The sequence below is a fragment of the Sorangium sp. So ce448 genome (genome assembly GCF_051520915.1).
Lineage (GTDB): Bacteria > Myxococcota_A > Polyangia > Polyangiales > Polyangiaceae > Sorangium > Sorangium cellulosum_B.
Genome location: NZ_CP150343.1, coordinates 11,584,905 through 11,608,559, shown reverse-complemented (window position 1 = coordinate 11,608,559; position 23,655 = coordinate 11,584,905). Strand labels below are relative to the sequence as shown.

At 69.9% G+C, this 23,655-nt stretch carries 24 protein-coding genes; 14 read left to right on the top strand and 10 right to left on the bottom strand.

Annotated elements, in window-relative coordinates; translation table 11 throughout:
* Positions 1 to 35: 35 nt before the first annotated feature.
* On the bottom strand, positions 36 to 854 hold the full coding sequence (locus tag WMF45_RS43910) for a cell division ATP-binding protein FtsE (RefSeq protein ID WP_012240581.1): 819 nt from the start codon (positions 852 to 854) through the stop codon (positions 36 to 38).
* Between the two features lie 104 nt (positions 855 to 958).
* Here WMF45_RS43910 and WMF45_RS43905 point away from each other — a divergent pair, with 104 nt between their 5' ends.
* The 4 genes from WMF45_RS43905 to WMF45_RS43890 all read left to right on the top strand — a co-directional run bounded on the left by WMF45_RS43905 (position 959) and on the right by WMF45_RS43890 (position 6,728).
* Positions 959 to 1,807, top strand: a complete 849-nt coding sequence (locus WMF45_RS43905) for a methionyl-tRNA formyltransferase (protein ID WP_437712584.1) — start codon at positions 959 to 961, stop codon at positions 1,805 to 1,807.
* 125 nt (positions 1,808 to 1,932) lie between these two features.
* Entirely contained in the window at positions 1,933 to 3,075 is a 1,143-nt protein-coding gene (locus WMF45_RS43900; RefSeq protein WP_437712582.1) for a hypothetical protein, read from the top strand.
* Between the two features lie 24 nt (positions 3,076 to 3,099).
* Positions 3,100 to 6,147 carry a BamA/TamA family outer membrane protein gene (locus WMF45_RS43895; protein WP_437712581.1) on the top strand — a complete coding sequence of 1,016 codons (3,048 nt, stop codon included), beginning with the start codon at positions 3,100 to 3,102 and terminating at the stop codon, positions 6,145 to 6,147.
* A gap of 59 nt (positions 6,148 to 6,206) precedes the next feature.
* On the top strand, positions 6,207 to 6,728 hold the full coding sequence (locus tag WMF45_RS43890) for a hypothetical protein (protein WP_437712579.1): 522 nt from the start codon (positions 6,207 to 6,209) through the stop codon (positions 6,726 to 6,728).
* Between the two features lie 155 nt (positions 6,729 to 6,883).
* Here the strand turns inward: WMF45_RS43890 and WMF45_RS43885 are convergent, their stop codons facing one another.
* The 4 genes from WMF45_RS43885 to WMF45_RS43870 all read right to left on the bottom strand — a co-directional run bounded on the left by WMF45_RS43885 (position 6,884) and on the right by WMF45_RS43870 (position 11,041).
* The gene (locus WMF45_RS43885; RefSeq protein WP_157907253.1) at positions 6,884 to 7,081 is read right to left on the bottom strand and encodes a hypothetical protein; all 198 of its coding nucleotides are present in this window, start codon (positions 7,079 to 7,081) and stop codon (positions 6,884 to 6,886) included.
* A 299-nt stretch (positions 7,082 to 7,380) separates the two neighbouring features.
* On the bottom strand, positions 7,381 to 7,686 hold the full coding sequence (locus WMF45_RS43880) for a hypothetical protein (protein WP_157907252.1): 306 nt from the start codon (positions 7,684 to 7,686) through the stop codon (positions 7,381 to 7,383).
* 415 nt (positions 7,687 to 8,101) lie between these two features.
* The gene (locus WMF45_RS43875; RefSeq protein WP_437712577.1) at positions 8,102 to 9,385 is read right to left on the bottom strand and encodes a penicillin-binding transpeptidase domain-containing protein; all 1,284 of its coding nucleotides are present in this window, start codon (positions 9,383 to 9,385) and stop codon (positions 8,102 to 8,104) included.
* A gap of 174 nt (positions 9,386 to 9,559) precedes the next feature.
* The gene (locus WMF45_RS43870; RefSeq protein ID WP_437712575.1) at positions 9,560 to 11,041 is read right to left on the bottom strand and encodes a porin; all 1,482 of its coding nucleotides are present in this window, start codon (positions 11,039 to 11,041) and stop codon (positions 9,560 to 9,562) included.
* A gap of 491 nt (positions 11,042 to 11,532) precedes the next feature.
* On the opposite strand from WMF45_RS43870, the gene WMF45_RS43865 reads away from it, so the two are divergent.
* Complete coding sequence (locus WMF45_RS43865; RefSeq protein WP_437712573.1) at positions 11,533 to 12,645, top strand: PhoH family protein; 1,113 nt, start codon at positions 11,533 to 11,535, stop codon at positions 12,643 to 12,645.
* A gap of 55 nt (positions 12,646 to 12,700) precedes the next feature.
* Here the strand turns inward: WMF45_RS43865 and WMF45_RS43860 are convergent, their stop codons facing one another.
* Together WMF45_RS43860 and WMF45_RS43855 are read right to left on the bottom strand one after the other, a co-directional pair.
* Entirely contained in the window at positions 12,701 to 13,324 is a 624-nt protein-coding gene (locus WMF45_RS43860; RefSeq protein WP_437712571.1) for a hypothetical protein, read from the bottom strand.
* Between the two features lie 89 nt (positions 13,325 to 13,413).
* The gene (locus WMF45_RS43855; RefSeq protein ID WP_437712569.1) at positions 13,414 to 14,079 is read right to left on the bottom strand and encodes a class I SAM-dependent methyltransferase; all 666 of its coding nucleotides are present in this window, start codon (positions 14,077 to 14,079) and stop codon (positions 13,414 to 13,416) included.
* A gap of 1,059 nt (positions 14,080 to 15,138) precedes the next feature.
* Between WMF45_RS43855 and WMF45_RS43850 the strand changes: the two genes are divergently transcribed.
* On the top strand, positions 15,139 to 15,714 hold the full coding sequence (locus WMF45_RS43850) for a hypothetical protein (protein WP_437712567.1): 576 nt from the start codon (positions 15,139 to 15,141) through the stop codon (positions 15,712 to 15,714).
* Between the two features lie 92 nt (positions 15,715 to 15,806).
* Here the strand turns inward: WMF45_RS43850 and WMF45_RS43845 are convergent, their stop codons facing one another.
* The 3 genes from WMF45_RS43845 to WMF45_RS43835 form a co-directional block, all read right to left on the bottom strand.
* Complete coding sequence (locus tag WMF45_RS43845) at positions 15,807 to 16,511, bottom strand: hypothetical protein (RefSeq protein ID WP_437712565.1); 705 nt, start codon at positions 16,509 to 16,511, stop codon at positions 15,807 to 15,809.
* Between the two features lie 1,084 nt (positions 16,512 to 17,595).
* Positions 17,596 to 18,492 carry an SUMF1/EgtB/PvdO family nonheme iron enzyme gene (locus WMF45_RS43840; protein ID WP_437712563.1) on the bottom strand — a complete coding sequence of 299 codons (897 nt, stop codon included), beginning with the start codon at positions 18,490 to 18,492 and terminating at the stop codon, positions 17,596 to 17,598.
* A 322-nt stretch (positions 18,493 to 18,814) separates the two neighbouring features.
* Entirely contained in the window at positions 18,815 to 19,561 is a 747-nt protein-coding gene (locus WMF45_RS43835; RefSeq protein WP_437719641.1) for a hypothetical protein, read from the bottom strand.
* 630 nt (positions 19,562 to 20,191) lie between these two features.
* Between WMF45_RS43835 and rplV the strand changes: the two genes are divergently transcribed.
* From rplV to rplE, 8 genes are read left to right on the top strand one after another with little or no spacing between them, the layout of a single operon-like run.
* Positions 20,192 to 20,530 carry a 50S ribosomal protein L22 gene (gene rplV / locus WMF45_RS43830; RefSeq protein ID WP_012240567.1) on the top strand — a complete coding sequence of 113 codons (339 nt, stop codon included), beginning with the start codon at positions 20,192 to 20,194 and terminating at the stop codon, positions 20,528 to 20,530.
* A gap of 17 nt (positions 20,531 to 20,547) precedes the next feature.
* Positions 20,548 to 21,240 carry a 30S ribosomal protein S3 gene (gene rpsC / locus WMF45_RS43825; protein WP_061609597.1) on the top strand — a complete coding sequence of 231 codons (693 nt, stop codon included), beginning with the start codon at positions 20,548 to 20,550 and terminating at the stop codon, positions 21,238 to 21,240.
* A 12-nt stretch (positions 21,241 to 21,252) separates the two neighbouring features.
* Positions 21,253 to 21,666, top strand: coding sequence for a 50S ribosomal protein L16 (gene rplP, locus WMF45_RS43820; RefSeq protein WP_012240565.1), 414 nt, complete (start codon positions 21,253 to 21,255; stop codon positions 21,664 to 21,666).
* 8 nt (positions 21,667 to 21,674) lie between these two features.
* Positions 21,675 to 21,878, top strand: coding sequence for a 50S ribosomal protein L29 (rpmC, locus tag WMF45_RS43815; RefSeq protein ID WP_437277610.1), 204 nt, complete (start codon positions 21,675 to 21,677; stop codon positions 21,876 to 21,878).
* Between the two features lie 53 nt (positions 21,879 to 21,931).
* Positions 21,932 to 22,231: a 30S ribosomal protein S17 gene (rpsQ, locus tag WMF45_RS43810; protein WP_272102908.1), complete on the top strand. Its 300-nt coding sequence runs from the start codon at positions 21,932 to 21,934 to the stop codon at positions 22,229 to 22,231.
* Between the two features lie 4 nt (positions 22,232 to 22,235).
* The gene (gene rplN / locus WMF45_RS43805) at positions 22,236 to 22,604 is read left to right on the top strand and encodes a 50S ribosomal protein L14 (RefSeq protein ID WP_012240562.1); all 369 of its coding nucleotides are present in this window, start codon (positions 22,236 to 22,238) and stop codon (positions 22,602 to 22,604) included.
* Positions 22,604 to 22,921 carry a 50S ribosomal protein L24 gene (gene rplX / locus WMF45_RS43800; RefSeq protein ID WP_437712561.1) on the top strand — a complete coding sequence of 106 codons (318 nt, stop codon included), beginning with the start codon at positions 22,604 to 22,606 and terminating at the stop codon, positions 22,919 to 22,921. Before rplN ends, rplX begins: the two co-directional genes overlap by 1 nt.
* Before the next feature lie 2 nt (positions 22,922 to 22,923).
* Positions 22,924 to 23,649: a 50S ribosomal protein L5 gene (gene rplE, locus WMF45_RS43795; protein WP_437712559.1), complete on the top strand. Its 726-nt coding sequence runs from the start codon at positions 22,924 to 22,926 to the stop codon at positions 23,647 to 23,649.
* The last annotated feature ends 6 nt before the right edge of the window (positions 23,650 to 23,655 follow it).

Below are 23,655 nucleotides of genomic sequence, written 5' to 3'. Positions count from 1 at the left end.
CCCTCTATCCGTCTCGTGAGGCGGAGCCCTCGGCGCTACGCCGCGCCGCGCACGCCGCTATCCATCTCATCCTCGTCGCCGTCCGCGAGCTCGCCGCCGGACCCGAGGCCGTGCGGTACGTCGGTCGCCTTCCCGTCGTCGAGCACGACCACGCGCCGGGGGCGCACGTCGAGCAGCGTCCGATCGTGCGTCGCGAACAGGACGGTCGTGCCGGTCTCGTGGATGTCCTCGAACAGCCCGAGCAGATCGATCGCGAGCTGCGGGTCGAGGTTGCCCGTCGGCTCGTCCGCGAGGATCAGCGTCGGCTCCCCGACGATCGCCCGCGCGATCGAGACGCGCTGCTGCTCGCCGCCGCTCAGCACCTGCGCTCTGTCGCCGCCGCGCCCCGCCAGGCCGACGCGCTCGAGCGCCTCGCCGACCCGGGTCCGGAGCAGGCGCGACGGGAGGCCGAGCACCTCCAGCGTGATGGCCACGTTGTCGAACACGGTCCAGCTCGGGACCAGCTTGAAATCCTGGAAGACGAAGCCGATGTTGCGCCGGAGCGCGGGGATCGAGGCGTCGGTCAGGCGCGCGATGTCCCGGCCGAGGAAGAGGATCCGACCATCGTCGACGCGCTCGGTGCGGTGCACGAGGCGGAGGAGCGTGCTCTTGCCCGAGCCGCTCGGGCCCGTGATGAACACGAACTCGCCGCGCTCGATCGAGAGCGACATCCCGCGCAGCACCGGCTGATCGGCGCGGTACGATTTGTAGACGTCCTCGAAGACGAGGATCGGCCGGCGCGCGGCGGACGCGTCGTAGCGGTGGCCGGGCCGGAGCGCCGGACGAAATGAGCCTTGCAGAGGGGGCGCCGCCATCGGAGCCTTCACCTATCAGCCTGCTCGCACACGGAAAACTTTTCGGCCGACGCTCGGGCGAGCGCCCTCTGCGAGTCGCCTTTTTTGGCCTCCCGCTGGCGGCGTTGCTGCTTCACGGCGACGGTCACGAGATCGCCCTCGCCGCGATCAGCCGCGCCGACGCGGTGGGGCTCCGCCGGGCCCGCCGGCTCTTCGGCTCGCGCCTCCTGCTGCGTCCCGACGTCGATGGCCCGGAGCTCGCGTCGCGCGTCGAGGCGCTCGCGCCCGATCTCCTGGTGAGCTGGTTCTGGACCACGCGCCTGCCGATGTCGCTCGTGAGGGCGGCGCGGCTCGGCGGGATCGGCGTGCACCCCTCGCTGCTCCCCCGTCATCGCGGGCCGGACCCCACGTACTGGGCGATCGCCTCGGGGGACGCCGAGAGCGGCGTCACGGCGCACCGGATCGAGGCGGAGTACGACACCGGCGAGATCCTGGAACAGGAGAGGCTCCCCATCGATCCGGGGTGGACCGCGTGGCAGCTCGCTCGGGCGCTCGACCGGCCGAGCCTCCGGGTCCTGCGGCGCACGGTCGCCCGGTTCGCGCGCGGCGAGGAGGTGGCGGGCGTCGTCCAGGATCCGACGCTCGCGACGGAGGCACCTGCGCCGGACGACGAGGCGTGCGCCATCTGCTGGACCTGGCCGACGGAGCGCGTCCTCCGGCATGTCCGCGCCCTCGCGCCGGCTCCGGGAGCGTGGACCGAGATCGAGGGCGCCTGCGTCATCGTCCTGCGGGCCGCGCCGGCGGCGAGATTCCCTGAAGCGCTTGCGCCCGGCGAGGCGGTGGTCGAGGGCGGGGTGGTCCTGGTGCGGACCGGCGACACGGCCGTCGCGCTGCTGGAGGGGGAGATCGACGGAGAGCCGGCGTCGGTGGGTGAGCTCGCGGCCCTCGTGGCGTCGGGGGCGTCGCGCGGGTGACCGCCGGCAGAGGAGGCGCTTGGCGGCCGGCCGCGTCGCCGGCGGGGTCGCCTGGCCGGCTCGCGGCCATCGAATCCTGAACCTATGCGCGCGCGACCGCGTAGGATGCGCCCTTCGGAGGATTCATGTCGGAACCCGCGCAGCTTGCGAAAAGCGCCCGCGAACTGCTCGCCGCGGCGCTCAATGCGCTCCAGTCGAACGGGGGGGTGTCGCCTGAGATCGAGGCGCTCGCCGAGCCGATAGCGCAGGCGATGGGCATCATGCACCGCATCGAGCGCTCCGGGGGGCAGGCCCTCGACGGCAGCGAGATCGCGCTCGGCCATGTGCGCGACGTCCTGAACCGTCTGCAGAGGATCACCGCGGCCGAGCCGGTGGTGGACGTGCTGATGGAGCACGTTGCCTCCTCGCTGAGCAAGGTCAACGCGCTGAGCAGGGCGCAGGCCGCCGGCGCCTCCGCGCAGGCGCGTGCGCCCGTAGCGGCGGCCTCGCCAGCGCCGGTTGCGCCGGCCCCTGTAGCGGTGGCCGCGCCAGCGCCGGTTGCGCCTGTAGCGGTGGTCGCGCCAGCGCCCGTCGTGGCGGTGGCCGCGCCAGCGCCGGTAGCGCCAGCGCCTGTAGCGGTGGCCGCGCCAGCGCCGTTCGCGCCTGTGCCCGTAGCTGCGCCGGTAGCGCCAGCACCTGCAGCGGTGGCCGCGCCTGCGCCGTTCGCGCCAGCACCTGCAGCGGTGGCCGCGCCCGCGCCGTTCGCGCCTGTGCCCGCGGTGGCCGTGTCTGCGCCCCTCCAGCACACGCTCCCCTCGCCGCAGCAGCCGCGGCGTGCGCCGGCGCCCGCCTCGCCGTCCTCGCCCGCTTACCCCGCCGCGTCGCACCCGGCCGCGGACCCACGCGGCGCTCCGCCGCCCCAGGCCATGCAGCAGCCCGTCGACCACCGCACGCACGCGGCGGTCGTCGATGTCGAGCTCGGCGCTCTGACACCGTCGAATTTTTACAAGGGGCTGGCAGGCAACGACGTCATCGAGCACGGGGGCATCTTCGTCGCGACCTACAAGATCCCGCCGACGGGCTCCGTCGTGACCCTGCGTGTCCGCCTGCCGGGCAACTACGAGTTCACCGCGCAGGCCGCGGTCCGGTGGACGCGCGAGGCAGGCGGATCGAGGGACTCGGCCGAGCCAGGCTTCGGCGCCCGGATCACGCAGATCTCGGCGGAGGGCCGGCAGCTCGTGTCTCGGTTCACGCGCAACAGGGAGCCGCTCTTCTACGACGACCTCTGAGGTCGCAACGCCGCCTCGATCGTGGTGAACTCTTCTCCCGCGCGCGCCGGCTCGCGAGCGAGCCGGCCGCTCCACCGCGCAGCGTCCGTCCTCTCTGCCGTCGCCCTCGCGGCGCTGCTGTTCCTCGCGCCGCGGCCGGCCCGGGCGACGGGCGACCCCGATCTCGCCTTCTGGACGTTCGAGACCGCCCACTTCCGCGTGCACCATCCGCAGGGCCTCGAGCCCATCGCGGCGCGCATCGCCTCGCTCGCCGAGACGATCTACGGGCGCGTCGAGGATGCGCTCGGCTATGCCCCGAAGGGCCGCACGGAGATCCTGATCACCGACGACTCCGAGATAGCGAACGGGTCGGCCGGCACGCTCCCCTACAACTCGATCCACCTGCTCGCATCCGGTCCGGACGACCTGTCGACGCTCGGCGACTACGACGACTGGTACCTCGATCTCCTCACGCACGAGTTCACGCACATCGCGCACATCGACAACACGTCGGGGATCCCGGCGATCCTGAACGCGATCGTGGGCAAGACGTTCTCGCCGAACCAGGTGCAGCCGCGGTGGATCATCGAGGGGCTCGCCGTGGTGAGCGAGAGCCACCACTCGAGTGGTGGCCGGATGCGCTCGAGCATGTTCGACATGTACCTGCGCGCCGACGTGCTCGAGGACAACATCGCGGGGCTCGATCAGATCTCGAGCTCCGCGTTCCGCTGGCCGCAGGGCAACCTCTGGTATCTCTACGGATCGAGGTTCCTGGGCTGGATCATCGACGTCTACGGGCCCAACACGATGCGCGCCGTCTCCGCCGACTACGGGGCGTCGCTCCTCCCGTGGGGGATCAACCGCGCCATCCGCCGCGTGACCGGCAGGACCTACGTCGAGCTGTACGAGGGCTGGAAGGACCACCTCCGCCGGCTCTACCGAGAGCAGATGGCGGCCGTCGAGGCGCGCGGGCTCCGCGAGGGCGCGCGCCTCACCTACCACGGGCGCACCGTGCTCTACCCGCGGTTCGTCCCGCCCGCCGCGCGCCGGACCGCTGCAGACGAGATCGTCTACTTCCGCGACGACGGCAGGGAGCGCCCCGGTATCTACCGCGTCTCCCTCGCCGCGCCCGCGCCCGGGAGCGAGCGCCACGAAGCGCTGGTCGCGCGCACCAACGCGCCCTCGCGACCGGCGTTCACGCCGGCAGGTGACCTGATCTTCACGGCGCTCCTGCCGTGGCGCAACCACTACTACCGAAACGATCTGGTCTCGCTCCCGCGCGGTAAGGCGGCGCCCGACGGCGACGAGCCCTGGCGGCGCCGGTTGACGCACGGCCTCCGATCCTCGGCCCCGGACGTGAGCCCGACCGGAGATCTCGTCGCCTTCTCCCTCAACAGCAAGGGCACCCGCTACCTGGAGATCGCGCGGCTCTCCAGGGATGGCGCCCTGTCCGAGCGGCGCGATCTCGTCCCGAGCGCCCGCTTCGAGCAGGCCTACTCCCCGTCGTTCTCGCCCGACGGCAAGCGCCTCGCGTACAGCGTCTGGACCGCCGGCGGCTACCGCGACATCCGCGTGGTGGACGTCGCCACCGGCAGCTTCCGACAGGTGACCCGCGATCGCGCGACCGACATGAACCCCGTCTGGTCGCCCGACGGCGAGACGCTCTATTTCACCTCCGATCGCACCGGCATCCACAACGTCTACGCCTACGGCGTCTCGTCCGGCGCCTTGCGCCAGGTCACGAACGTGAGACTCGGGGCCTTGCACCCGGCGATCAGCCCCGATGGCAAGACGCTTGTCTATGTTGGATATACCTCTCGGGGCCACGACCTCTTCGCCATGCCGCTCGATCCGGCGCGCTTCCTCCCGGCGCCGCCGCCCCCGGGCGATCGCCCCGATCCTGCCACCGAGCCTTCGGCGGCGCGGCTCGAGCGCGTCCCTTACAACCCGCTTCCCACGCTCGCGCCGCGCGCGATCACGCTCGACTACGCGCCCGGGAGCTATGGCTCGAACGCGCTCACGGTGAGCGTGACCGGCACTGACATCGTCGGTCGCCACACGATCTTCGGCGAGCTCACCGTGCAGCCGGACGCGCCGGCCCCGAACGTCCTGCTCGGGTACAACTATGGCCGGCTGCCTGTCGACCTCGGCGTCCGCGCGTACCACAACATCTCGCCGCGCGGCGGCTACCGCCTCAACGGCCGCAACGTCGTCTACGACGAGCGAACGATCGGGATCTCCTCGGGCATCAGCTATCCGATCCGCGGCGAGTTCTCGCGGCAAACCCTGAGCGCGTCGTTCGGAAGCGCCGCGTTCAAGGGGCAGCTCCCCATCGGCGACAAGCTCGACCCGTACGCGCCCCGGACCATCCTCCCGCCGCGGGGCACGCTGAACCTCGCGCACCTCGGCTACGCATTCTCGAACGCCGAGGGCTCGCTCGACGCCGCCGGCGCGCCGCGCGGGGTGTCGCTGAGCGCTGGGCTCGATTACGCCGGCCCGGAGACGGGCAGCAGCTATACGACCTACGCGTTCTCGACGGGCCTCACCGCCTACGTCGCCATGCCCTGGTCAGGCGATCACACCCTTGCGTTTCGCGTCGCCGGGGCGGTGTCTGGCGGCAACTTCCCCCGGGGCGCCAGCTATGGCGTGGGCGGGTACGATCTCGAGAACCTCACCCTCGTCGACACATTGCTCACCGGGGTCACGAATAGCTCGTTCACGCTCCGTGGCTACGCGCCGGGCGCGATGTTCGGCCGCTCCTATTTCGCGCAGACGTTCGAGTACCGCGTGCCCGTCCTGCAACCTGATCGCGGCCTCGTGACGCTGCCGATCTACCTGCGCCGCATCGACGCGAGCCTCTTCCTCGACCACGGCGGCGCATTCAACCGCTTCGAGATGGACGACATCGCCCTCTTCACGCGGAAGAGCCTGCTCTCGCCCCAGCTGCACGCCTCGGTCGGCGGCGAGCTGTGGCTGAGCTTGAGCATCGGGTACGTCCTCTCCTCGCAGCTGCGCTTCGGGTACGCCTATGGTCTGAGCGATCTCGCGATCCCTGGAGGTCAATTTTACTTCGTCGCGACGAACTCGTTCTGAGCGCCGCGCGCCTGCCGGAAATTTTGCCTGCGCCGACCCCTTCGCCCAGGGTGCTCGGCATGCGCCGCGTCCTCCTCGCCCTGAGCCTCTTGCCCCTCGCCAGCTGCGGCATCGCCCCGAGCACGTCCCAGCGCCTCACCGAAGCGGCGCTCGAGATGAACACGGCTGCCCGGTTCGGCCGCATGGATGTCGCGCTCGAGCGCGTCGGCTCGAACGCGCGCCAGGATTTCATGAATCGTCACGCCGGGTGGGGCACCCGCCTCCGGGTCGTCGACGTGGAGTTCGGCGGCTTCGAGATGACCCAGCGCGAGGAAGCCGAGGTCTACCTCGACGTCCTCTGGCTGCGGAACGACGAGGCCACCGTCCGCAGCACCCGCGTGGCGCAGCGCTGGCGCGACGAACGGGGCCATTGGGAGCTTATCGGCGAGGAGCGAAGGGAGGGCGACACTGGCCTCCTCGGCGAGCCCCCGCCCAAGGAGCCCCAGCCCACGCAGAATGGGGCTGGCGATTCGGCGAGCGCGGCCGACATGGGTCGGCAGCCCGGCCTGAGCCTCCACACGCGTGTGATTCGCGACGAGTGAGCGCCGCCGCTGACGAGGCGTGCGGCCGCGCGCCGGGCCGAGCACAACGCCGGCGTTCGCGGCCTCGGTGAGCGACGGGATGGCAACAGCGCGGCGATGCGACGGGTGGCGCGCGGTGCGCGGTGCGCGGTCGATCGACCGCGCCTCGCACCACGTCAAGCAGCCGGCGAAGGGCTCGCAGGAGCGGCGCTCTTGGGAGCGCGGGGCTTCTTGGCCTTGCCAGCGACCTCCGCCGGGGCCTTCGCCAGCTTGCTGCGCTTGGCGCGCTCCTTCTTGGCAGCCTGCGCCTTGCGGCGCCTCATCTTCATCGACTGGCGGCGATCGCGCTTGCCCATCTGCTTCAATCTCCTCACGGTCGGGGGCGCGGCATCATGACGACAGCTCGCCAGGCGAGCCCCATCCTGCACCGGTGGATGGCCTACCGCGGGGCCCCTCAAAGGGAGCGGGACTCTGCCCAAGAGCGAATGGAAGCGCAAGGGGCAATGCGCGCGGAGATGCAGTTCTCGTGCTAGACGAGTGTGCAGTGCATCGCGCCGCCGTGAGGCGTTGACCTCCGCGCGGTCACGTCAGAGGCGCGCGGTCACATCAGAGGCGCGCGCTCGTTCTGAAAAATCCGAAGGATCCGCGCCGCCTGAGCCGCACCTGGCAGGGCTCAGCCGCCGACCGCGCCGTCCAGCGCGACTTCGCGGCCGCGCACCTCGAGGCGGTACCGGGAGTTCACGGTCTCTATGTAGAAGACTTCGCGCCCCGCGAGGCGCAACACGCGCTTGACCGGCGTCGTGACGTATTCATGCATTCCGTCGGAGAACTCGATGACGATGACCGAGCCTTTCCGTGGTGCACGGACGAGCCGGCCAACGACTGCGCGTGATCCCCGGCCGAGCTTGCGGAGCACAACCTGCACAACAGAGATGCTAGCACGCGGATCTCGGCCGAGCACAAGCTGCACAAGCAGCACCTCTCGCAACTAGGTCCCACCCTGGCCCAGGGTGTCTGGCTGCATCGGAGCGGTCCGGACCTTCGCGCCGCGGACGGCGAGCCGGCGGGAGGGGTCGCCCCCGGGCGGAAAGTTTCCATGAATCGATCGCCGTCGCGGCGTGTACGTTGAGCCTGCACACCTGCCGGCACCAGGCAGGCACACCGGTCCGTGACGCACCGTCATCGCCGGATCCTGGTGAGGGCGGAAATCCCGACGAACGATCTCGGCCTTATGGAGGCCTCGTGAAGGCTGCGCGGTGGTCTTCCTGACGGCCCGACAATGCGCTGGCATCGTCGGCCGAGGGGACCTCGCCGGGGGCACGGCACCGCGTTCAGGTGCATCTGCGCAGCGCGGCGCCGATCGGCCTGGCGCGCTGCGGCTCGGCGGCCCGGCGTCAGCGGCGGAGCGCTGTCGCGCCTGTCCGGTTGTTCGGATCGCTCACGCCGGGCGCGCCCTTGTCAGCGAAGTAGGTGCGGAGCATGTCGCATGCGACGTTCGTCGCCTTCACCCGCCATTTCGCGCCGTTGGCGACCATCACGGAGATGGCGACCTCGGGCTTGCGGCTCGGCGCGAACCCGACGAACCAGGTGTAGAAGGGCCCCTCGGGCGTCGGCTTCGTGAGCGTCCCCGTCTTGCCCGCGACGCGGATATCCGGGAGGTAGGGGCGGCCGTTGCGATCATGGAACGAGCGGTAGCTCGTGCCGTTATCCACCGTCGCCTCCATCATCGCGGTCACCGCGTTGGCCGTGCTCTCGTCCATCACCCGCTTGAGCACCTGGCGCTCGCTCGGGCCCTGGTAGATGTCGCCGATCTCGTCCTTGACGCTCGACACGACGTGGAGCCGGATCATCTCGCCGCCATTGGCGAGCGTGGTCGCCAGGTTCGCCCCCTGGAACGGCGACAGCGTCGTGTTCCAGAAGCCCGCGGCGGTCCGCGCGAAGCCGAGGTCGTCTTCCGGGAGCGAGATCGTGCTCGCCGCGACCTTCACGTCGAACGGCATTTCCTGACCCCAGCCGAGCTTCTCGGCCACGGCGCCGAGCTTCTCGCGGTCGAGGTTCTTCGCGGCGAGCCGCGCGAACACCGTGTTGATGCTCCGGCCCATCGCCTGCGCGAGCGTCGCGCAGTACTTGTCGCGGCGCTTGTTGTCGACCATGTCCGCAGGCCGGATCGAGTGCTCGCCGCCCGAATAACACTGCTTGGTGTTCGGGCTCAGGCCCGCCTCGACGAGGGCGGTGCCGGTGACGACCTTGAAGACGCTCGCCGACGGCGCGGTGGCCTCTGCAGCGACGTCGTGCATGGCCCCCTCGTTCACGTAGCTCGCCCAGACCAGCACCTTCCCGGTGCGGATATCGGTCATGACGACCGCGCCCTCCGGGACCTGGCCTGCCCGCAGGAAGCCGAGCGCCGCCCGCTGGTACATCGGGTCGACGGTCAGCTCCGCGACGCGGTCGCCGTGCGCCGGCGCCGTGGGCGGGGTTTTCCGGTCGTCGATGCGCGTCAGATCGAGGTCCGTGAGCGGCGGCGGCGTCACGGTCCGCGTGATCGTCGGGCCCCCGGCGGTCGTCTTCTTGGCGAGCAGCCCCCCGAGCTGGACGTCGTGCTCGCGCAGCATGGGGAGGGTCACGGCCACGAGCCCCACGGCTGCACCGACGGCGATCCACTGACGCATGTCGCGCATGGCCCGACGGGTACCCCGCCGCGCTGTCCTGGGCCAAAATTGAGGCGCGCGACCTCGCCGGCGGGGCTCCCGCGCTGCCGGCGCGCCGCGCGGGACGCCCGCTGCGCGGATCGTTGGAGGGCAAACGGATGAGGGGCGCGGCCGGGACGCCGGCCGCGGCGGGGCGGGGACGCGTCAGAACGACATGCTGACCCTGGCGCCGAGCTCGTGCAGCGCGTGCGCGTCCGGATCGGCGGGCGTCACCGTATTGCCGGGCACCCGGAGGAGGTTCTCGCTGGAGCCGCTGCCGGGCGTCAGGTAGGCGCTGTAATTCACGCCGAGCCGTATGTTTTTCGTGTACCAGTAGTTCGCGGCGAGGCCGATCTGCATGACGTTGAGGTCGGTGCCCGGCCCCCCCTCGGCGCCCGGCGTCTTCTCGTCGTACGCACCCCCGCGCGACGCGCCGTCGTACGTCGCGTTGATCCCCGCGAGGAGCGCCGCGACCTCGATCCCCGACTTCGGCTTCTCGATCTCCTTCGTCAGATCGATCTTCGTGGGGCGCGGGCTGAACCCTGGATCGCCGCTGACGAAGGCGTCGCCGACCGGCCACGCCGAGAGCTGCACGTACCAGCCGAGCCCCTTCACCTGCCCGAGCCGCTCGGTGTTGGTGAGCTGAAAGCCCTCCACGGCCTCGCGCGTCTCGTTCGCGACGTAATACGCCTCGGCTCGGAGCTCGACCATCTTGATGGGCAGCCGGAGCTCGCCGCCGATCGCGGCCTGCGAAGCCGACGGGATGACGTGGATCGGGCGCTTCAGCGAGTCCGTGTAGCCGGCGCCCCAGAGCGTGTAGCCCTGCGCTGTCCTGATGGCCGCATAGTCGTAGCCCACGTACCTCTGGTCACGGTCGCCGTAGCGCGCGCTGACGCCGATCTGCGCCTTCGCGAGCAACCCCTTCTTGTCGCTGGCGAACGGGCGCGCGGCCACGCGGCCGATGAAATCGAACTGGCTGTCGACGCCTGGCCGGTTCTGCCCGTCGCCGCCGACCACGCTGACGCCGTAGACGACCATCCTGTCGGCGACGTCGCCCCAGATCGTCAGGCCGATGTCCTTGCCCTCGGGGTAGGCGAAGCTCCGGGTCGCGATGTTGCGCTCCATGAACGTCGTGCCGTTGTCGCTCGTCTGGTTATCCATCGAGAAGAACGCCTGGTGCTGCCCGAACAGGAAATTGAGCGCGGGCATGACCGAGTAGTTGATCCAGGCGTCGGCGAGCACGGCGTTCGCGGTGGTGCTCTCGACAGGCGCGAAGCGCGCGGTATCGGCCGTCGGCGCTTGCCCGGCCGCGCCGGCAGCGTTCTCGGTGCGGCCGTTGGCGTTCCCCAGCCCCTGGCCGCCGAAGTCGACGTCGACATCGAAGGAGAACCTCTTGAGGAACTCGCCGGCCACCTCGAGCCGCGCGCGGCGGATGAAGAGGCGCGGCTTGAGCGTGCTCCCACCGCTCGTCGCCGGCACGTCCGAGACGCCGGCGCCGAAGCTGCTGGCGAAGTCGAAGTTCAGCCTCCCCTTCGGGTAGAGCCGGAAGTTGTCGTTCGCGTCGCGGAGGAAGAAGCCGCCGTGCCAGCCGGCGAGCGGCTGCTGCTCTTCTTTCACGACGGCGGCATCGGCGGTCGGCGCGAACACCTGCGCAGGCGGAGGAGGCGGCGGGGCGGCGGTCGGTGCCGCTCCAGGGGGCGGCGGCAGCTGCTCTGCGGGCGGCGCTGCGTCGGGCGTCGGAGCGGGCGTCGGAGCGGGCGTCGGAGCGGGCGCAGGCGGAACCGCGCCGGCAGGAGCCGCCGGGGCAGCGGCCGGAGGCGGCGCCGGGGCGGGTTGCGCTGGGCCCTGGGGTCCAGGCTGTGCTAGCGCCGAAAGGCTCGACAGCGTAACAGTCATGCCCAGCAGCGCCGATGTAGCTAACCTCATGCAGTTCTCCCTGTGTGCGGCTCGCCCGCTTGCCGGATCTCGCATGCACTACAACGCGAAATTATGACCAGGACGTTACGATTCTGTGTAGGCCATACGGCGAGCGAGCGCGACATTCGAGCGAGATGTGAGCCGCGTCAAGGTCCTGCTCATGGAGTGGCGGCACGTGCCGGCGACGGAGCGCCGGGGCAGAGGCGGGGAAGGATCACGGGATGACGACCAGCGTGCGGATCACGGCGGATGTCGAGGTGCTCGACAACAGCACCTTGGTGGCCCTCGCCGGGCCGGGGAACGAGCATCTCAAGCTCATCGCGCGCACTCTTGGCATCGAGTCGGGCGTTCGAGGCAACACGATCCGGCTCGCCGGGGACGCCGACAAGGTCGCGCTCGCCGAGCGGTGCCTGGCGGAAGCCGCGCAGATGTTGAGGAGCGGCGTGGTCCTCGATCCCCAGGACTACGTGCGCGGAGTGCAGGCGCTCCGGGACGACCCGGGGATGACCTTGCGGGACCTGTTCGAGGACGTCGTCCTCATCTCGGCGCGCCGCCGGCCTATCTCGGCGAAGGGGCTGGCGCAGAAGCGCTACATCCAGGCGATCCGATCGCACGACATGACGTTCGGCATCGGGCCGGCGGGGACGGGCAAGACCTACCTCGCGATGGCCATGGCCGTGCACGCGCTGCTCGAGCGCCGCGTGAAGCGGATCATCCTGACCCGCCCTGCCGTCGAGGCGGGAGAGCGGCTCGGCTTCCTTCCCGGCGATCTCGCCGAGAAGGTGAATCCTTACCTGCGCCCGCTCTACGACGCGCTCCATGACATGATGGATGCGGACAAGGCGCAAGGCCTCGTGACGCGCGGTCAGATCGAGGTCGCGCCGCTGGCCTTCATGCGCGGCCGCACGCTCAACGATTGCTTCGTCATCCTCGACGAGGCGCAGAACGCGACGAGTGACCAGATGCGCATGTTCCTCACCCGCCTCGGCTACGCCTCCCGCGCCGTGGTGACGGGCGACGTCACGCAGGTCGATCTCCCGCACGGCGCGCGCAGCGGCCTCGCGGAGGCGCGCGAGCTGCTCGCGGGGATCGAGGGGATTGCGATCTGCTCGTTCACCGAGGTCGACGTCGTGCGCCACCCGCTCGTGCAGCGGATCATCGTGGCGTACGAGCAACGGGACGCCGAGGTGGCACGCCAGCGCGAGGAGCGGCGGGCGGAGGCGGGTCGCGGCGGCGCGCGCGGCGGCGCCGCGGGAGAGGCCGGGGCTGCACCGCAGGAGCCGCAGGGCCGCGCGCCAGCAGGCGAGCCGGGAGGAGCCGGCGCAGGGAGCTGACGCGCGACGCAGCCGAGCGAGACGCCGGCGTCGACGTCTTGCCCGGCTGCGCTGTTCATTTCTTCTTCAGCTCGACGGGGGACTCGCGCACCAGGAGGGCATCGGGCCCGGTCACCCGGATCCTGCCGTGGATGACGTTCTCCTTCAGCTCGCCGACCAGGACGCCGGTCATGGCGTTCGGTGCGCGCGGATCGTCGGGGAAGACCGATGCGCGGACCATGCCGTCCTCGACCTTTCCCACGAGCGTCGCGTCGCCGAGCGCTCCCTTCGCGGCGCCCTTCAGCTCACCGCTCGGCTCGATGGTCAGCGTCACCGTCCCAGGGCCGGTGACCTGCTTCCCGTCGTCCTTCTGGCGCGCGGCGTCCTTGACCTTCGGGGGCATCACGACGCTGCCTTTCTTGGCGTCGTAGCGCCCCTCCCATGTCCCTTGCCATGCGGGCGTGCTCTTCGGCTCGCCCGCGTCTCCCGGCGCGCTTGCGCTCGGGGGCTCTGCTGCGGCCGAGCTGGCCGCGGGCGGCGCGAGCCCCGCGCTCGACTGAGGCGGCGGGGGCGCGGGCCGCTCCGGCTCGCTCGGGCGAGGCGGGCCCTCCTCGCATGCCGCGAGGACGACGGCGAAGGACAGGAAGAGCGCGGGGGCAACGCCGCGCGCCCGGCGAGCTCGTGTTCCGTTGGCGTTCACGTGGACGCTTTTATTACGAGCCGGGCTGGCCGTCGCGTCGATTTGACGTGCCCGCGACGCGGCCCGGACCAGCGCGCGGCGCCTTCGGATCAGGAGGCCCTGCGGAACGCGAGGGTCCAGTGCCGGTCGCTCGTCACCTGCGCGCATTCGGGGGGAATCCGGAGCGAGCGCAGCACATCACGCACCTCGTCGAGCGAGAGCGCCGCGCGCAGCGACGCGTCGAAGAGGGCTCGCTGGTACGCGGTGTCGTTCGCTGCGTACGTGTCGACGAGGGCGGCGATCGACGCCTCGTCTTCCGGACGGACCAGGTCCCGCACGAACAGGAGCCCCCCGGGCTGGAGGACGCGGAGCATCTCGCGCAGCACCTGCGCTGGCTCCGGGACGTGGTGGACGATGCTGTTCGAGAGCACGGCTGAAAACGTCTCATCCGGTTCGGGCAGCGCCTTGGCATCCACGAGCGCGAGCGCGATGGCCTCGGTGAGCCCGGCCTGCTCGACACGGCGGCGCCCGAGTTCGAGCATCGCCGCGGAGAGATCGATCGCCTTGATCCGCGCGGCGGGGGCGCGCCTGCAAAGCTCGATGGGCAACAGGCACGTCCCTGTGCCGACGTCGAGGGCGTATGCGAGACCGGGGTTGTGGGAGAGCAGCGCGTCGCAGAACGCCGTGTTCACGGCGGCGTGATCCATGCTGTCGTAGGCCCGCGCGTCCTCGTCGGTATCCATGACCTCTGGCTCGAGCACGCGCACCAGCGACATGCGCGCATCCTTCTCCGCGGCCGACGCGCGTGTCAACCGATTGTCGGCGGCTGGTCAATCTCGGCCGCCGGTCGGACGGAGGTCGAGCGGGGGCGGGGTGGATCCCGGGCGTCGTAGATGTAGATATGGACAGGAAGGCGTTTGCAGAAGTCGGGGCGGAGCGGGCCGGCTCCAGCCGCGCGTGCACACCGGTCCGACGGACACGACGGCCTTCAGGCGCCCACCCAGCGGGAGCCGCGGGCGGCGGCCGCGCGCGTGATGTCGAGAGCGGCGCTGCGCGGTCAGAGCGCGCCTCCGGCGGCGGGAGCGGCGCAGAGTCGTCATTTCGAAGAGCTCGGCGGGTTGGCGCATGATCGGGCGGTCAGCGTGGGTCCGCGCAATCCCCGGCGTGATGAGCGGATGTCGTGCAGAGAGCTCGACCCGGAGTCCCGCCCCGCCGGCGCTCATAGCGAAGCGTCCGTGCTGCGCCCCACCCGCCGAGCGGGGCATCCTATCACGCCTCCGCATAGGTCAGTCGTGCGCCCGGGGCGTGCAATGTAGCCACGCGCCGGCCGCCTGTGTGGGGTCGCCAGGCGGTCGCACCCTGCGTGAGGCGCTTCAATGATTGGGGGTGGCGAGGCTCGCGCCGGGTCGCTGCACCTCGGGGATGTGCGCGCGCCCGCATTGCCGCCCGTGACGGGCGCGGCCCCGCGGCGCAGGGTTGCTCGGTTCTCGGACGGTGCTTACCTGACCAGACCCGAGCACCCGAGACACGCAATGCCGCGCTGCATCGTCAAGGGGGGCCGAGTGAGGATTGGCGCGGCCCAGGGGCCGTCCTGCGCGGGGGAGGGGTCCCGGCCATCAATCGACGCTGGCGGGGTTTCATCGCTCGGCGCCTGTCGAGCAAAGCAGCCCAGCCGTTCGGGGCCGTCCCGTCCAATGAGCTCTCCGATTGAGCCCGCCCGCAGCGCGTATTGAAAGAAAAGACGGCCCTCTATCCTCAATTCGCTTGACCAGGCAAGTGGCAACGGCATAGTCGTATCCAACCGCCGAGCTGGATTCGGCGACGAGGGAGAGCACATGGCAACGGACGCCTTTTCACAGCAGATTGTAAACCTCGTGCGGAAAATGCCGGACGAGGCGATCCTCGCGCTCGTCAAGAATCAGCTGGGCGCCGTGACAGGGGAAGCGCCGTTGGTTCCTCCTGCGGCGCCGCGCCGCAGCCGCGCGCGCGCCCGCGCTGCTGGAGCGGTCCAGTCCAAAACGTCTTCCGTCGCGGCCAAGCGCGGCGCCGCGCCGAAGCGTCGGCCTGGTCGCCCGCGCAAGTCGCCGGCCGCCTCGGCGGAGCGTCAGGAGACGCTGGATGCCGTCGAGCGCGTCGTCAAAGCGAGCTCTGGCGTCAGCGCGAGCGAGGTGGCGAAGCAGGCGGGTATCCCGCAGACCCGCGCCGCCGCCGCGCTGAAGGAGCTGAAGCTGGAGAAGCGGATTTTCCAAGGCGGCGACCGTCGCTTCGCCCGCTATGCAGGCGACGCGAAGACCGCCGAGCAGGCGAGCGCGAACGCGCGCAAGACCGCGGCTGGGCCTGCGCCTGTCGTGAAGAAGCCGAGCGTCAAGGGGCGCAAGCGCGTCGCTCCGGCTGCCGCTCCTCCGAAGTAGGTCTCGAGACCACCGCGCACGTCAGCATCAGATGGGATGCAAGCTGTGCTGACGCGCTGCGTTTGGAATGACTATCCCGTTCGAGACGGAGCTCAGGGCGGGCTCCAGGTGAGCCCGCCATCATCGGAGGCCGCGACGTACCAGCCGCGGCGCGATGTCCCGGTGACATCCGCTTGGAGGAGCATCAAGAGTCGATTTCCGAACGAGAGGAGGGCCCCTAGCTCGATACGGCCGCGCTCGCCCGTGGCCTCGCCGATTACCCTGGGGACGTCGTAGATCTTGCCCACCTCCGGCGGTTGCGCGATCGCGATATAGAGCCCCCATCGCGCTGCCGCGCGGGAGGTCAGCACTGCGGCGACGCCTTCGCGTGTGGGCGCCAGGGCGACAGACCGTTCATGCGGCTCCAGCCACGGTCGAAAGGGCGGTTTCTCGGCGATGACGCAGGTGCCTTGGAGGGTGCACGTCGCGAGCGTGGGCTCACCGGTTGTGGGCGTCATGACTTCGACCATGATCCGGTCGGCTGCGCAGCCGACCGACGCTCCGGGCGGGGCTTTCGCCGGGAGCTTCAGCACGGCTGTCTGGGCAGCGGAGACGGCGACCACGGCGGTCTTGTCGGGCGGCTGAGGAACGAGCTGGATCGACCAGCCGGCGAAGTCGCATGCTGGTGTCGTGGAGAGCGCGGCGATGGCCGCTGGGTTCATCGCGAGTCCCTCGACGCTCTTCGGTGCCTCAAGCGGCTTCCCCGGCGCGGGGACGGGCCGCACGAGGAGGCTGCGCCCGCGCACCGACAGGAGCATCGGTGGGCGGCCATAAGGCACGGGCAGCGCTTGTTCCTGCGTGGGGAGCGGGACGGGAGGCACGGGCTCGGCGCCCGCCGGCCCCGCATAGATGAGGGTCGCGTGCCGAGGCTTGGGCTCCACGAGCAGCGCGGCGCTCTCGGCGGATAGGACCGCGGGCACAGCGTTCACCAGCGGCCGCGCTCCGCGGCTCAGCGCGGGAAGCGTGACCGGTGAAGGTGCCGATAGGTCCGTCGCCTCGAACGGAGCGAAGAAGAGACTCGGCGGGTCCAGCGCGGACGGCGTCCCTCGATTCCCGCGTGTCTCCGTCGGGAGAGCCGGGCCACGCGGACCGGTGGTGAGCACCGTGGCGCCGTCTCCGCCGACCGACCAGGTCGACCACCCCTCGCGGACGCGCCGCAGAGACCGCCAGGTCCGCCCTGTGTTCTCGGTCACGAGCGCGATCGCCTCGTTCTCGACCTCTCCTGTCACCACGGCTCGCCTCTCATCGAGCACGAACGCCCGTCGCCATCGGGTCGACGACGGCGCGAGCGCCGAATCGATGCCACGCGCCTGGCCAATGGCGGTGGTGAGCTCATCCGAGGACGCCGCACCCGGGGGCGGCGGGACGGTGATGGGCGCTGCTTTTTCCTTCTTCCCGCAACCGAGCGCCAGGAGGGCCGTCAGGGCGGCAAGGGCGGTCGCAGCGGCACGGCGCCGCGTGGGCGCGCTCACTATGGAGTCGGGCATGGGCAATCTCTTCGCTGATGTCGCCATGGCTTGCTGCGCGTCGGCCCTGGCTCCTCCACGACTCGCACGCTCGCTTGCGCCGCGCCCGAGCCGTCTTGTCGGAGCGCCCGTGGCGTTTCGGCAAGATGCGCGCGCGGCGACCGCCCTGTCTCCCCGCTGGATCGTCCCGAGCTCCGCGTTCGATTCGCGTCTGCCCCACAGCGGGGTGCGGGTTCGTGCGCTTCAGGCTCATCCGCTTCGTTCGGCTCGCTGCGGCGTACCTTCGTACGCCTCACTCGCCTGCCTGGCGGCTGAGCCCGTATCACACCAACCTGCACCCCCGCTATCGTGCCGGCCGCACGCCGCGCGGCCTGCACTAGTCGGCCTGCTCCGGATCCATGCAGCACCGGAAGCCCGTCGAGTAGTCGTGGTAGCCGAAGGAGTGGGCGGTCGTGGCATATTTGCAGCCCTCGCCGTTGCGCGTCGTGTCCATGAAATAGCCGCCCCGGAAGGTGCCGCTCGGATCATCGACCCACTCGTGGAGGTTGCCCACCATGTCGAACACGCCGTAAGAGTTGGTGCATCCCGCGCGCTCGCCCGTCGTGAGCAGCGCCTGGGACAGCTGGTTGATGAGCGGATTGTTCATCGCCGTCGTCCAGCGCTCCTCGGGCTTGATGTCGAGAAGCGCGGCGATCTCGGCGACGGGGTGAACCCGTCGCTCGTCATCGTTGCACACGCCCTGCTGGCGGAGCGCGCCGTAGGGAAACGTCGTGTCGTCGGGCCCTCGGCAGGCGGTCACCCACTCCTCCGAGGTGCACAGGCGCTTGCCCGATGCCGCGCACGCCAGCTTGGCCTGCCGCCCGCTGATGTAGCCTTGGGGGATGACCCCCTGCCAGGACACGGCGCGAACGCGGCGCTCGTTCCCGTCAATCGGATCGTAGGGCGACCAGGGGCGCTCACCGCTGGGCGTCACCTCGACCAGAGCGCCCTCCCAGCGATCGACGCACACGCGATCGTCGACGAGGGCCATCTCCGCGGGGCAGCGCGCGCTGGCCGTAGAGGAGGACATCGGGATGGCGCCGATCTCGGACTCCATCCCCGATGCGAGCGTTGCGCTGTCCTTGACGGCAGCGAGCGCGCTCTCCTTGGCCTTGATGCGCCTTTCCGTCGGGACGGCGGCGGTCCCCTCGAGCGAGGCGCGCACCATCAGGCGCGGCGTGATCTGCTCCGCTGTCGTCGACCCCGGAGCACAGCCGGCCGACGCGACGAGCACGCCGAGCAGCGCTCCACCGCGGAATGGACGCGCCCCCGGCGATCGCGGAACGGAGGCTACCAGGCGCGGGCGGGAGGAGTCCTTGGCCACGGAGGAGCCGAGGATCCCTTCCCGCGTTCTTTTTTGCAACCGAATACCGCGCTCGGGGGCTCCCCGAACGCGCCTACATGAGAGGGTGCGCGCGCCGGGGCGCTAAGGTGGGTGTGGGCTGGTGAGAGGCCCAGAGGTCATCTGGTGTGCGTCGAATGCCAGGGGAAAAGAACGGCGAGAGCAGAGCGCGCACGGTGGGCGCGCAGGCCGTGCATCCGTGGCGGCGGCCGGATCAGTCGAAGGCCATGATGTCCTCGTAGCATGCGTCGTAAGCCTCCTGGCAGGAGACGTTCGGGTTGTCGTTCATGCAAGCGACGAGATCGTCCGCTGCATCTCGGTTGAGGGGGTTCATCTGAGCCGCGCACTTGGCGGGGTCGAACGTGCCGGCGTCGCAGAAGTCGGAGATGGTGTCGCAGATCTCGTCGGCCTGGTGCGGGCACGCGTTGGCGTACGTGCGGTTCATGCACGCTTGAACGGGATCCAGGTCGCACGCCCGCTCCACGCCGATGTCGCTCAGGCAGTCCACGAGGTCTGCGGCGTGACCCGGAGAGAAGACGGCGAAGCCGTGCTTGCAGAGCCCGTAGCCGATGGGGTCCTCGTCGCGGTTCGCGCCGCACTGGCTCGTCGCCCCCTGCGCAGGCGAGATGTTGAGCTCGTCACAGGCCGCGACCGTGAGGTCGCCGTCCGACGCCTCGATGCAGGCGTCGCTGCCGCCGGTGCCGCCCTGGCCGCCGTCGCCGCCGGTACCGCCGTCGCCGCCGGTACCGCCGTCGCCGCCGTTGCCGCCCTGGCCGCCGGTGCCGCCCTGGCCGCCGTCGCCGCCGTCGCCGCCGCTGCTCGTGGACCCGTGGGTGACGCCGGGGCCGACCGTCTGGTCCACCTCGTTGTCGGTGTCCTCCGTGGTCACGACGCAGCCGGTGTAGATGGCGGGCAAGAGAAAGGTAAGCGCGAGGAAAGAATGGCGATGGCGAGCAAGCATGGTCACGTTGCCTCCTACAATGTCAGGGAAGAGTTCCACGGCCTGGTGCGTTCGACTGAACCTGGGGCTCCCCTATTCCCCTCGCAATCCTGCTCTTCGGCCTGGTCCAGCCGTCCGACGCCGACGCTCCGGGCGTGCACCTCCGCCGTCGACGGCTCAGGCCGCCGTCGGCAGCTTGTTTCAGCTGCATTTCGTCCGTGTCAAGAACAGATCTCAGCCTCGTGCTCGTCCGTCCGCCTGCCCGGGCACCGGGCTCGGCGTGCGCGGTGCCCCCCGACGTCCGTTCAGGAAGATCTGAAAAGCTGCTCAGCCCGCGGGGGCGCGCGAAACAAACTGAAAGGGAGCGGAAGGATCGCGCTTGCGTACCGCGCCTCCCGCTGGTAATCACCGCGCTCCGTTTTCCCGGGCGATCGGGTGTCCTCCCGGTCTCCCAGTAGAAGAGCCGTAACGGCGCTTCGATCCCAGCTCCGCCCCTTCGGCCGCCGCGGGAACCCCCCCGGTGACGCGAAGGGGGCCCACGTCGATGGACGTCGGGCTGGGACCGGAAGCGTACGACGGTGCAACCGGTTCGCAGTGAACCGAAACCCGGTACGGAGTCACTCCGCCCGCCGGTGTCGCGAGGTGTCTCGAATGGTAAGCAAAGCCAGTGCGATGTTTTCGCGGATCGCCCCGCGCAAGGCTCGCATGATCGCCGATCTCGTTCGAGGTCGCGACGCGGACGAGGCGATCCAGCTGCTCTCGTTCACGCAGAAGAGCGGAGCCCCCGTCCTGCGGAAGATCATCGAGAGCGCGGTCGCGAACGCCCAGCAGGCGGGCGCCGACATCGACGCGCTCTTCATCAGCAAGGCCACCGTCGACAAGGGGCCGAACAAGTTCAACCGCCGCTGGCGGCCGCGCGCGATGGGCCGTGCGACCCGGATCACCAAGGGCGTGTCGCACATCGTCATCGAAGTCGACGAGAGAAAGTAAGTAGAGGACCTGCCGATATGGGACAAAAGACCCATCCGTATGGCTTCCGCGTCGGTGTCATCAAGACGTGGAGCAGCAAGTGGTACGAGGACGGCGCTGCGTATCAGAAGTGGCTCCACCAGGACATCCGCATCAAGCGCGCGATCAAGCAGTACCTCTACAACGCCAACATCGCCGGCGTGGAGATCGAGCGCGCCGCCAACCGCGCGAAGGTGATCGTCTTCACCGCCCGCCCCGGCATGGTGATCGGCAAGGGCGGCAAGGGCATCGAGACGCTGAAGAGCGGGAACGTCGGCACCGCGTCCAAGGGTGAGACGCTCTTCCCCGGCGTGTCGTCGTTCACCGACAACGAGGTGTTCATCGACGTGCAGGAGGTCCGGAAGGCCGAGACCAACGCGCAGCTCGTCGCCGAGAACATCGCGACGCAGCTCGAGCGCCGGATCGCGTTCCGCCGGGCGATGAAGAAGGCGGTGGCCACCGCGATGAAGTTCGGCGCGAAGGGCATCCGCGTGCGCTGCGCCGGCAGGCTCGGTGGCAGCGAGATGAGCCGCGTCGAGACCTACCGCGAGGGCCGGGTGCCGCTGCACACGCTCCGCGCCGACATCGAGTTCGGCCTGGCCGAGGCGAAGACGAAGGTCGGCATCATCGGCGTGAAGGTCTGGATGTTCAAGGGCGAGGTCCTGCAGCGTAAGGCGCGCCGGATCCAGTAGAGGGATTGCAGAATGCTGTCTCCGAAGCGAACCAAGTTCCGCAAGATGCAGAAGGGGAACAACCGCGGCCTCGCCATGACGGGCAGCGACGTCTCCTTCGGCGACTTTGCGCTCCAGTGCGTCGAGCCTGCCCGCGTCACCTCGCGGCAGATCGAGGCGGCTCGTATGGCGATCCAGCGGCACGTGAAGCGCGCGGGCAAGCTCTGGATCCGCATCTTCCCGGACCGCCCGGTGACGAAGAAGCCGCTCGAGGTCCGCATGGGTGGGGGCAAGGGCGCGCCCGAGGAGTGGTGCGCGCTCGTGCAGCCGGGCCGCGTGATGTACGAGATCAGCGGCGTGAGCGAGGAGACTGCGAAGGAGGCGTTCCGCCTCGCGTCGCACAAGCTCCCGATGCAGTGCAAGTTCCTCGCCCGCGGGCTGACGTGAGGTAGGCGATGAAGGCGAAGGATTTGCGTGAACGCACCACCGAGCACCTGCGCGAGCTCGAGAAATCTCTGGCGGCGGGCCTGTTCGAGTCGCGGTTCAAGAATTTCACGAATCGGCTCAACGACACGGCGACGATCCGCAAGGCGAAGCGGGATCTCGCGCGGGTGAAGACGATCCTCACGCAGCGCGCGCGTGCCGAGGAGAAGGCGTAGCCATGGCGAAGAAGAAGGCAGAGACCCAGCAGCCGGCCGCTGCGGCGCCCGAGCTGGCAGCCGCGGCGCCTGCGCAGGCCGAGACCGAGGCGAAGGCGCACGGCTTCCGGCGCAAGCTGGTCGGCAAGGTGACCAGCGACAAGATGAACAAGACGGTCACCGTCGAGGTCATCCGGAACGCGCTCGACCCTGTGTACAAGAAGTACGTCCGTCAGCGGGAGCGCTACAAGGCGCACGACGAGACGAACCAGTACAAGGTGGGCGATCGCGTCGAGATCACGGAGCACAGGCCGATCTCCCGCGACAAGCGGTGGCTCGTGACCAAGCTCGTTGCCCGCCCGGTGGAGGAGTAGCGCCATGATCCAGGTGTCGACGCATCTCGAGGTCGCGGACAACTCCGGCGCCCGAATCGTGAAGTGCATCAAGGTGCTCGGCGGCTCGCGCCGCAAGTACGCCGCCCTCGGCGACGTCATCGTCGTCTCGATCAAGGAGGCGTTGCCGGGCACCAAGGTGAAGAAGGGCGAGACGGCGCGCGCCGTCGTCGTCCGCACCGCCCGGGAGTACCAGCGCTCGGACGGCAGCTACATCAAGTTCGACGGGAACAGCGCGGTCCTCATCAACAAGGAGAAGGAGCCGATCGGTACCCGTATCTTCGGGCCGGTCGCTCGTGAGCTCCGCGCGAAGAAGTTCATGAAGATCATCTCTCTCGCTCCGGAGGTCCTCTGATGAAGCGCCTCAGGGTCGGTGACCTCGTGCAGGTCATCAGCGGCAAGGAGGAGGGGAAGCAGGGCCGGATCACCAAGATCCTCGCTGACGAGGATCGCGTGGTCGTGGAAGGCCTGAACACGGTGACCCGCCACCAGCGGCCCACGCCTCGCAACCAGGAGGGTGGGAAGATCACCAAGGAGGCGCCGATTCACGCCTCGAATGTCATGCCGGTCGATCCGGCGACGGGCAAGCCGACGCGCGTGAAGGTCAGCGTCGGTGAGGACGGCAAGAAGACGCGCGTCGGCAAGAGCGGCAGCGCGATCGGTGTGGGCTAGCCATGGCGGACAAGAAGGACAAGGACAAGGCGGCCAAGGACGCCGGCAAGGGCAAGGACAAGCCCAAGCCGCAGCAGGCCAAGCCCCAGGCGCCCGCCAAGAGCAAGGAAGCCAAGGGCGCGAAGGCCAAGGGCGCCGACGCCGAGGCCTCCGGGCCGGCCGAGGAGCGCCCGCGCGACCCGAACTACGCCCCGCGGCTTCGCACGCACTACAGGAAGAGCGTGACGGCCGCGCTCGCGAAGAAGTTCGGCTACAAGAACCCGATGATGGTGCCCCGCCTGCAGAAGGTGGTCATCAACATGGGTCTCGGCGCCGCGGTGCAGAACCCGAAGATCATCGACTCCGCCGTCGAGGACATGCGGGCGATCTCCGGCCAGAAGCCGGTGGTGACCCGGGCCCGGAAGTCGATCGCGACCTTCAAGCTGCGCGAGAACCTGCCCATCGGGGTGATGGTGACCCTTCGTGCCGAGCGGATGTGGGAGTTCGTGGATCGCCTGATCGCGTTCTCTCTCCCGCGTGTTCGCGACTTCAAGGGCGTGAGCCCGAAGGGGTTCGACGGCAAGGGTAACTTCACGATGGGCCTGCGCGAGCAGATCATCTTCCCCGAGATCGACTACGACAAGATCGATGTCGTGAAGGGGCTCAACATCTCGTTCGTGACCACGGCGAAGACGGACGAAGAAGGACGCGCGCTCCTGACCGAGCTTGGCATCCCGTTCCGGCATTGAGGGATT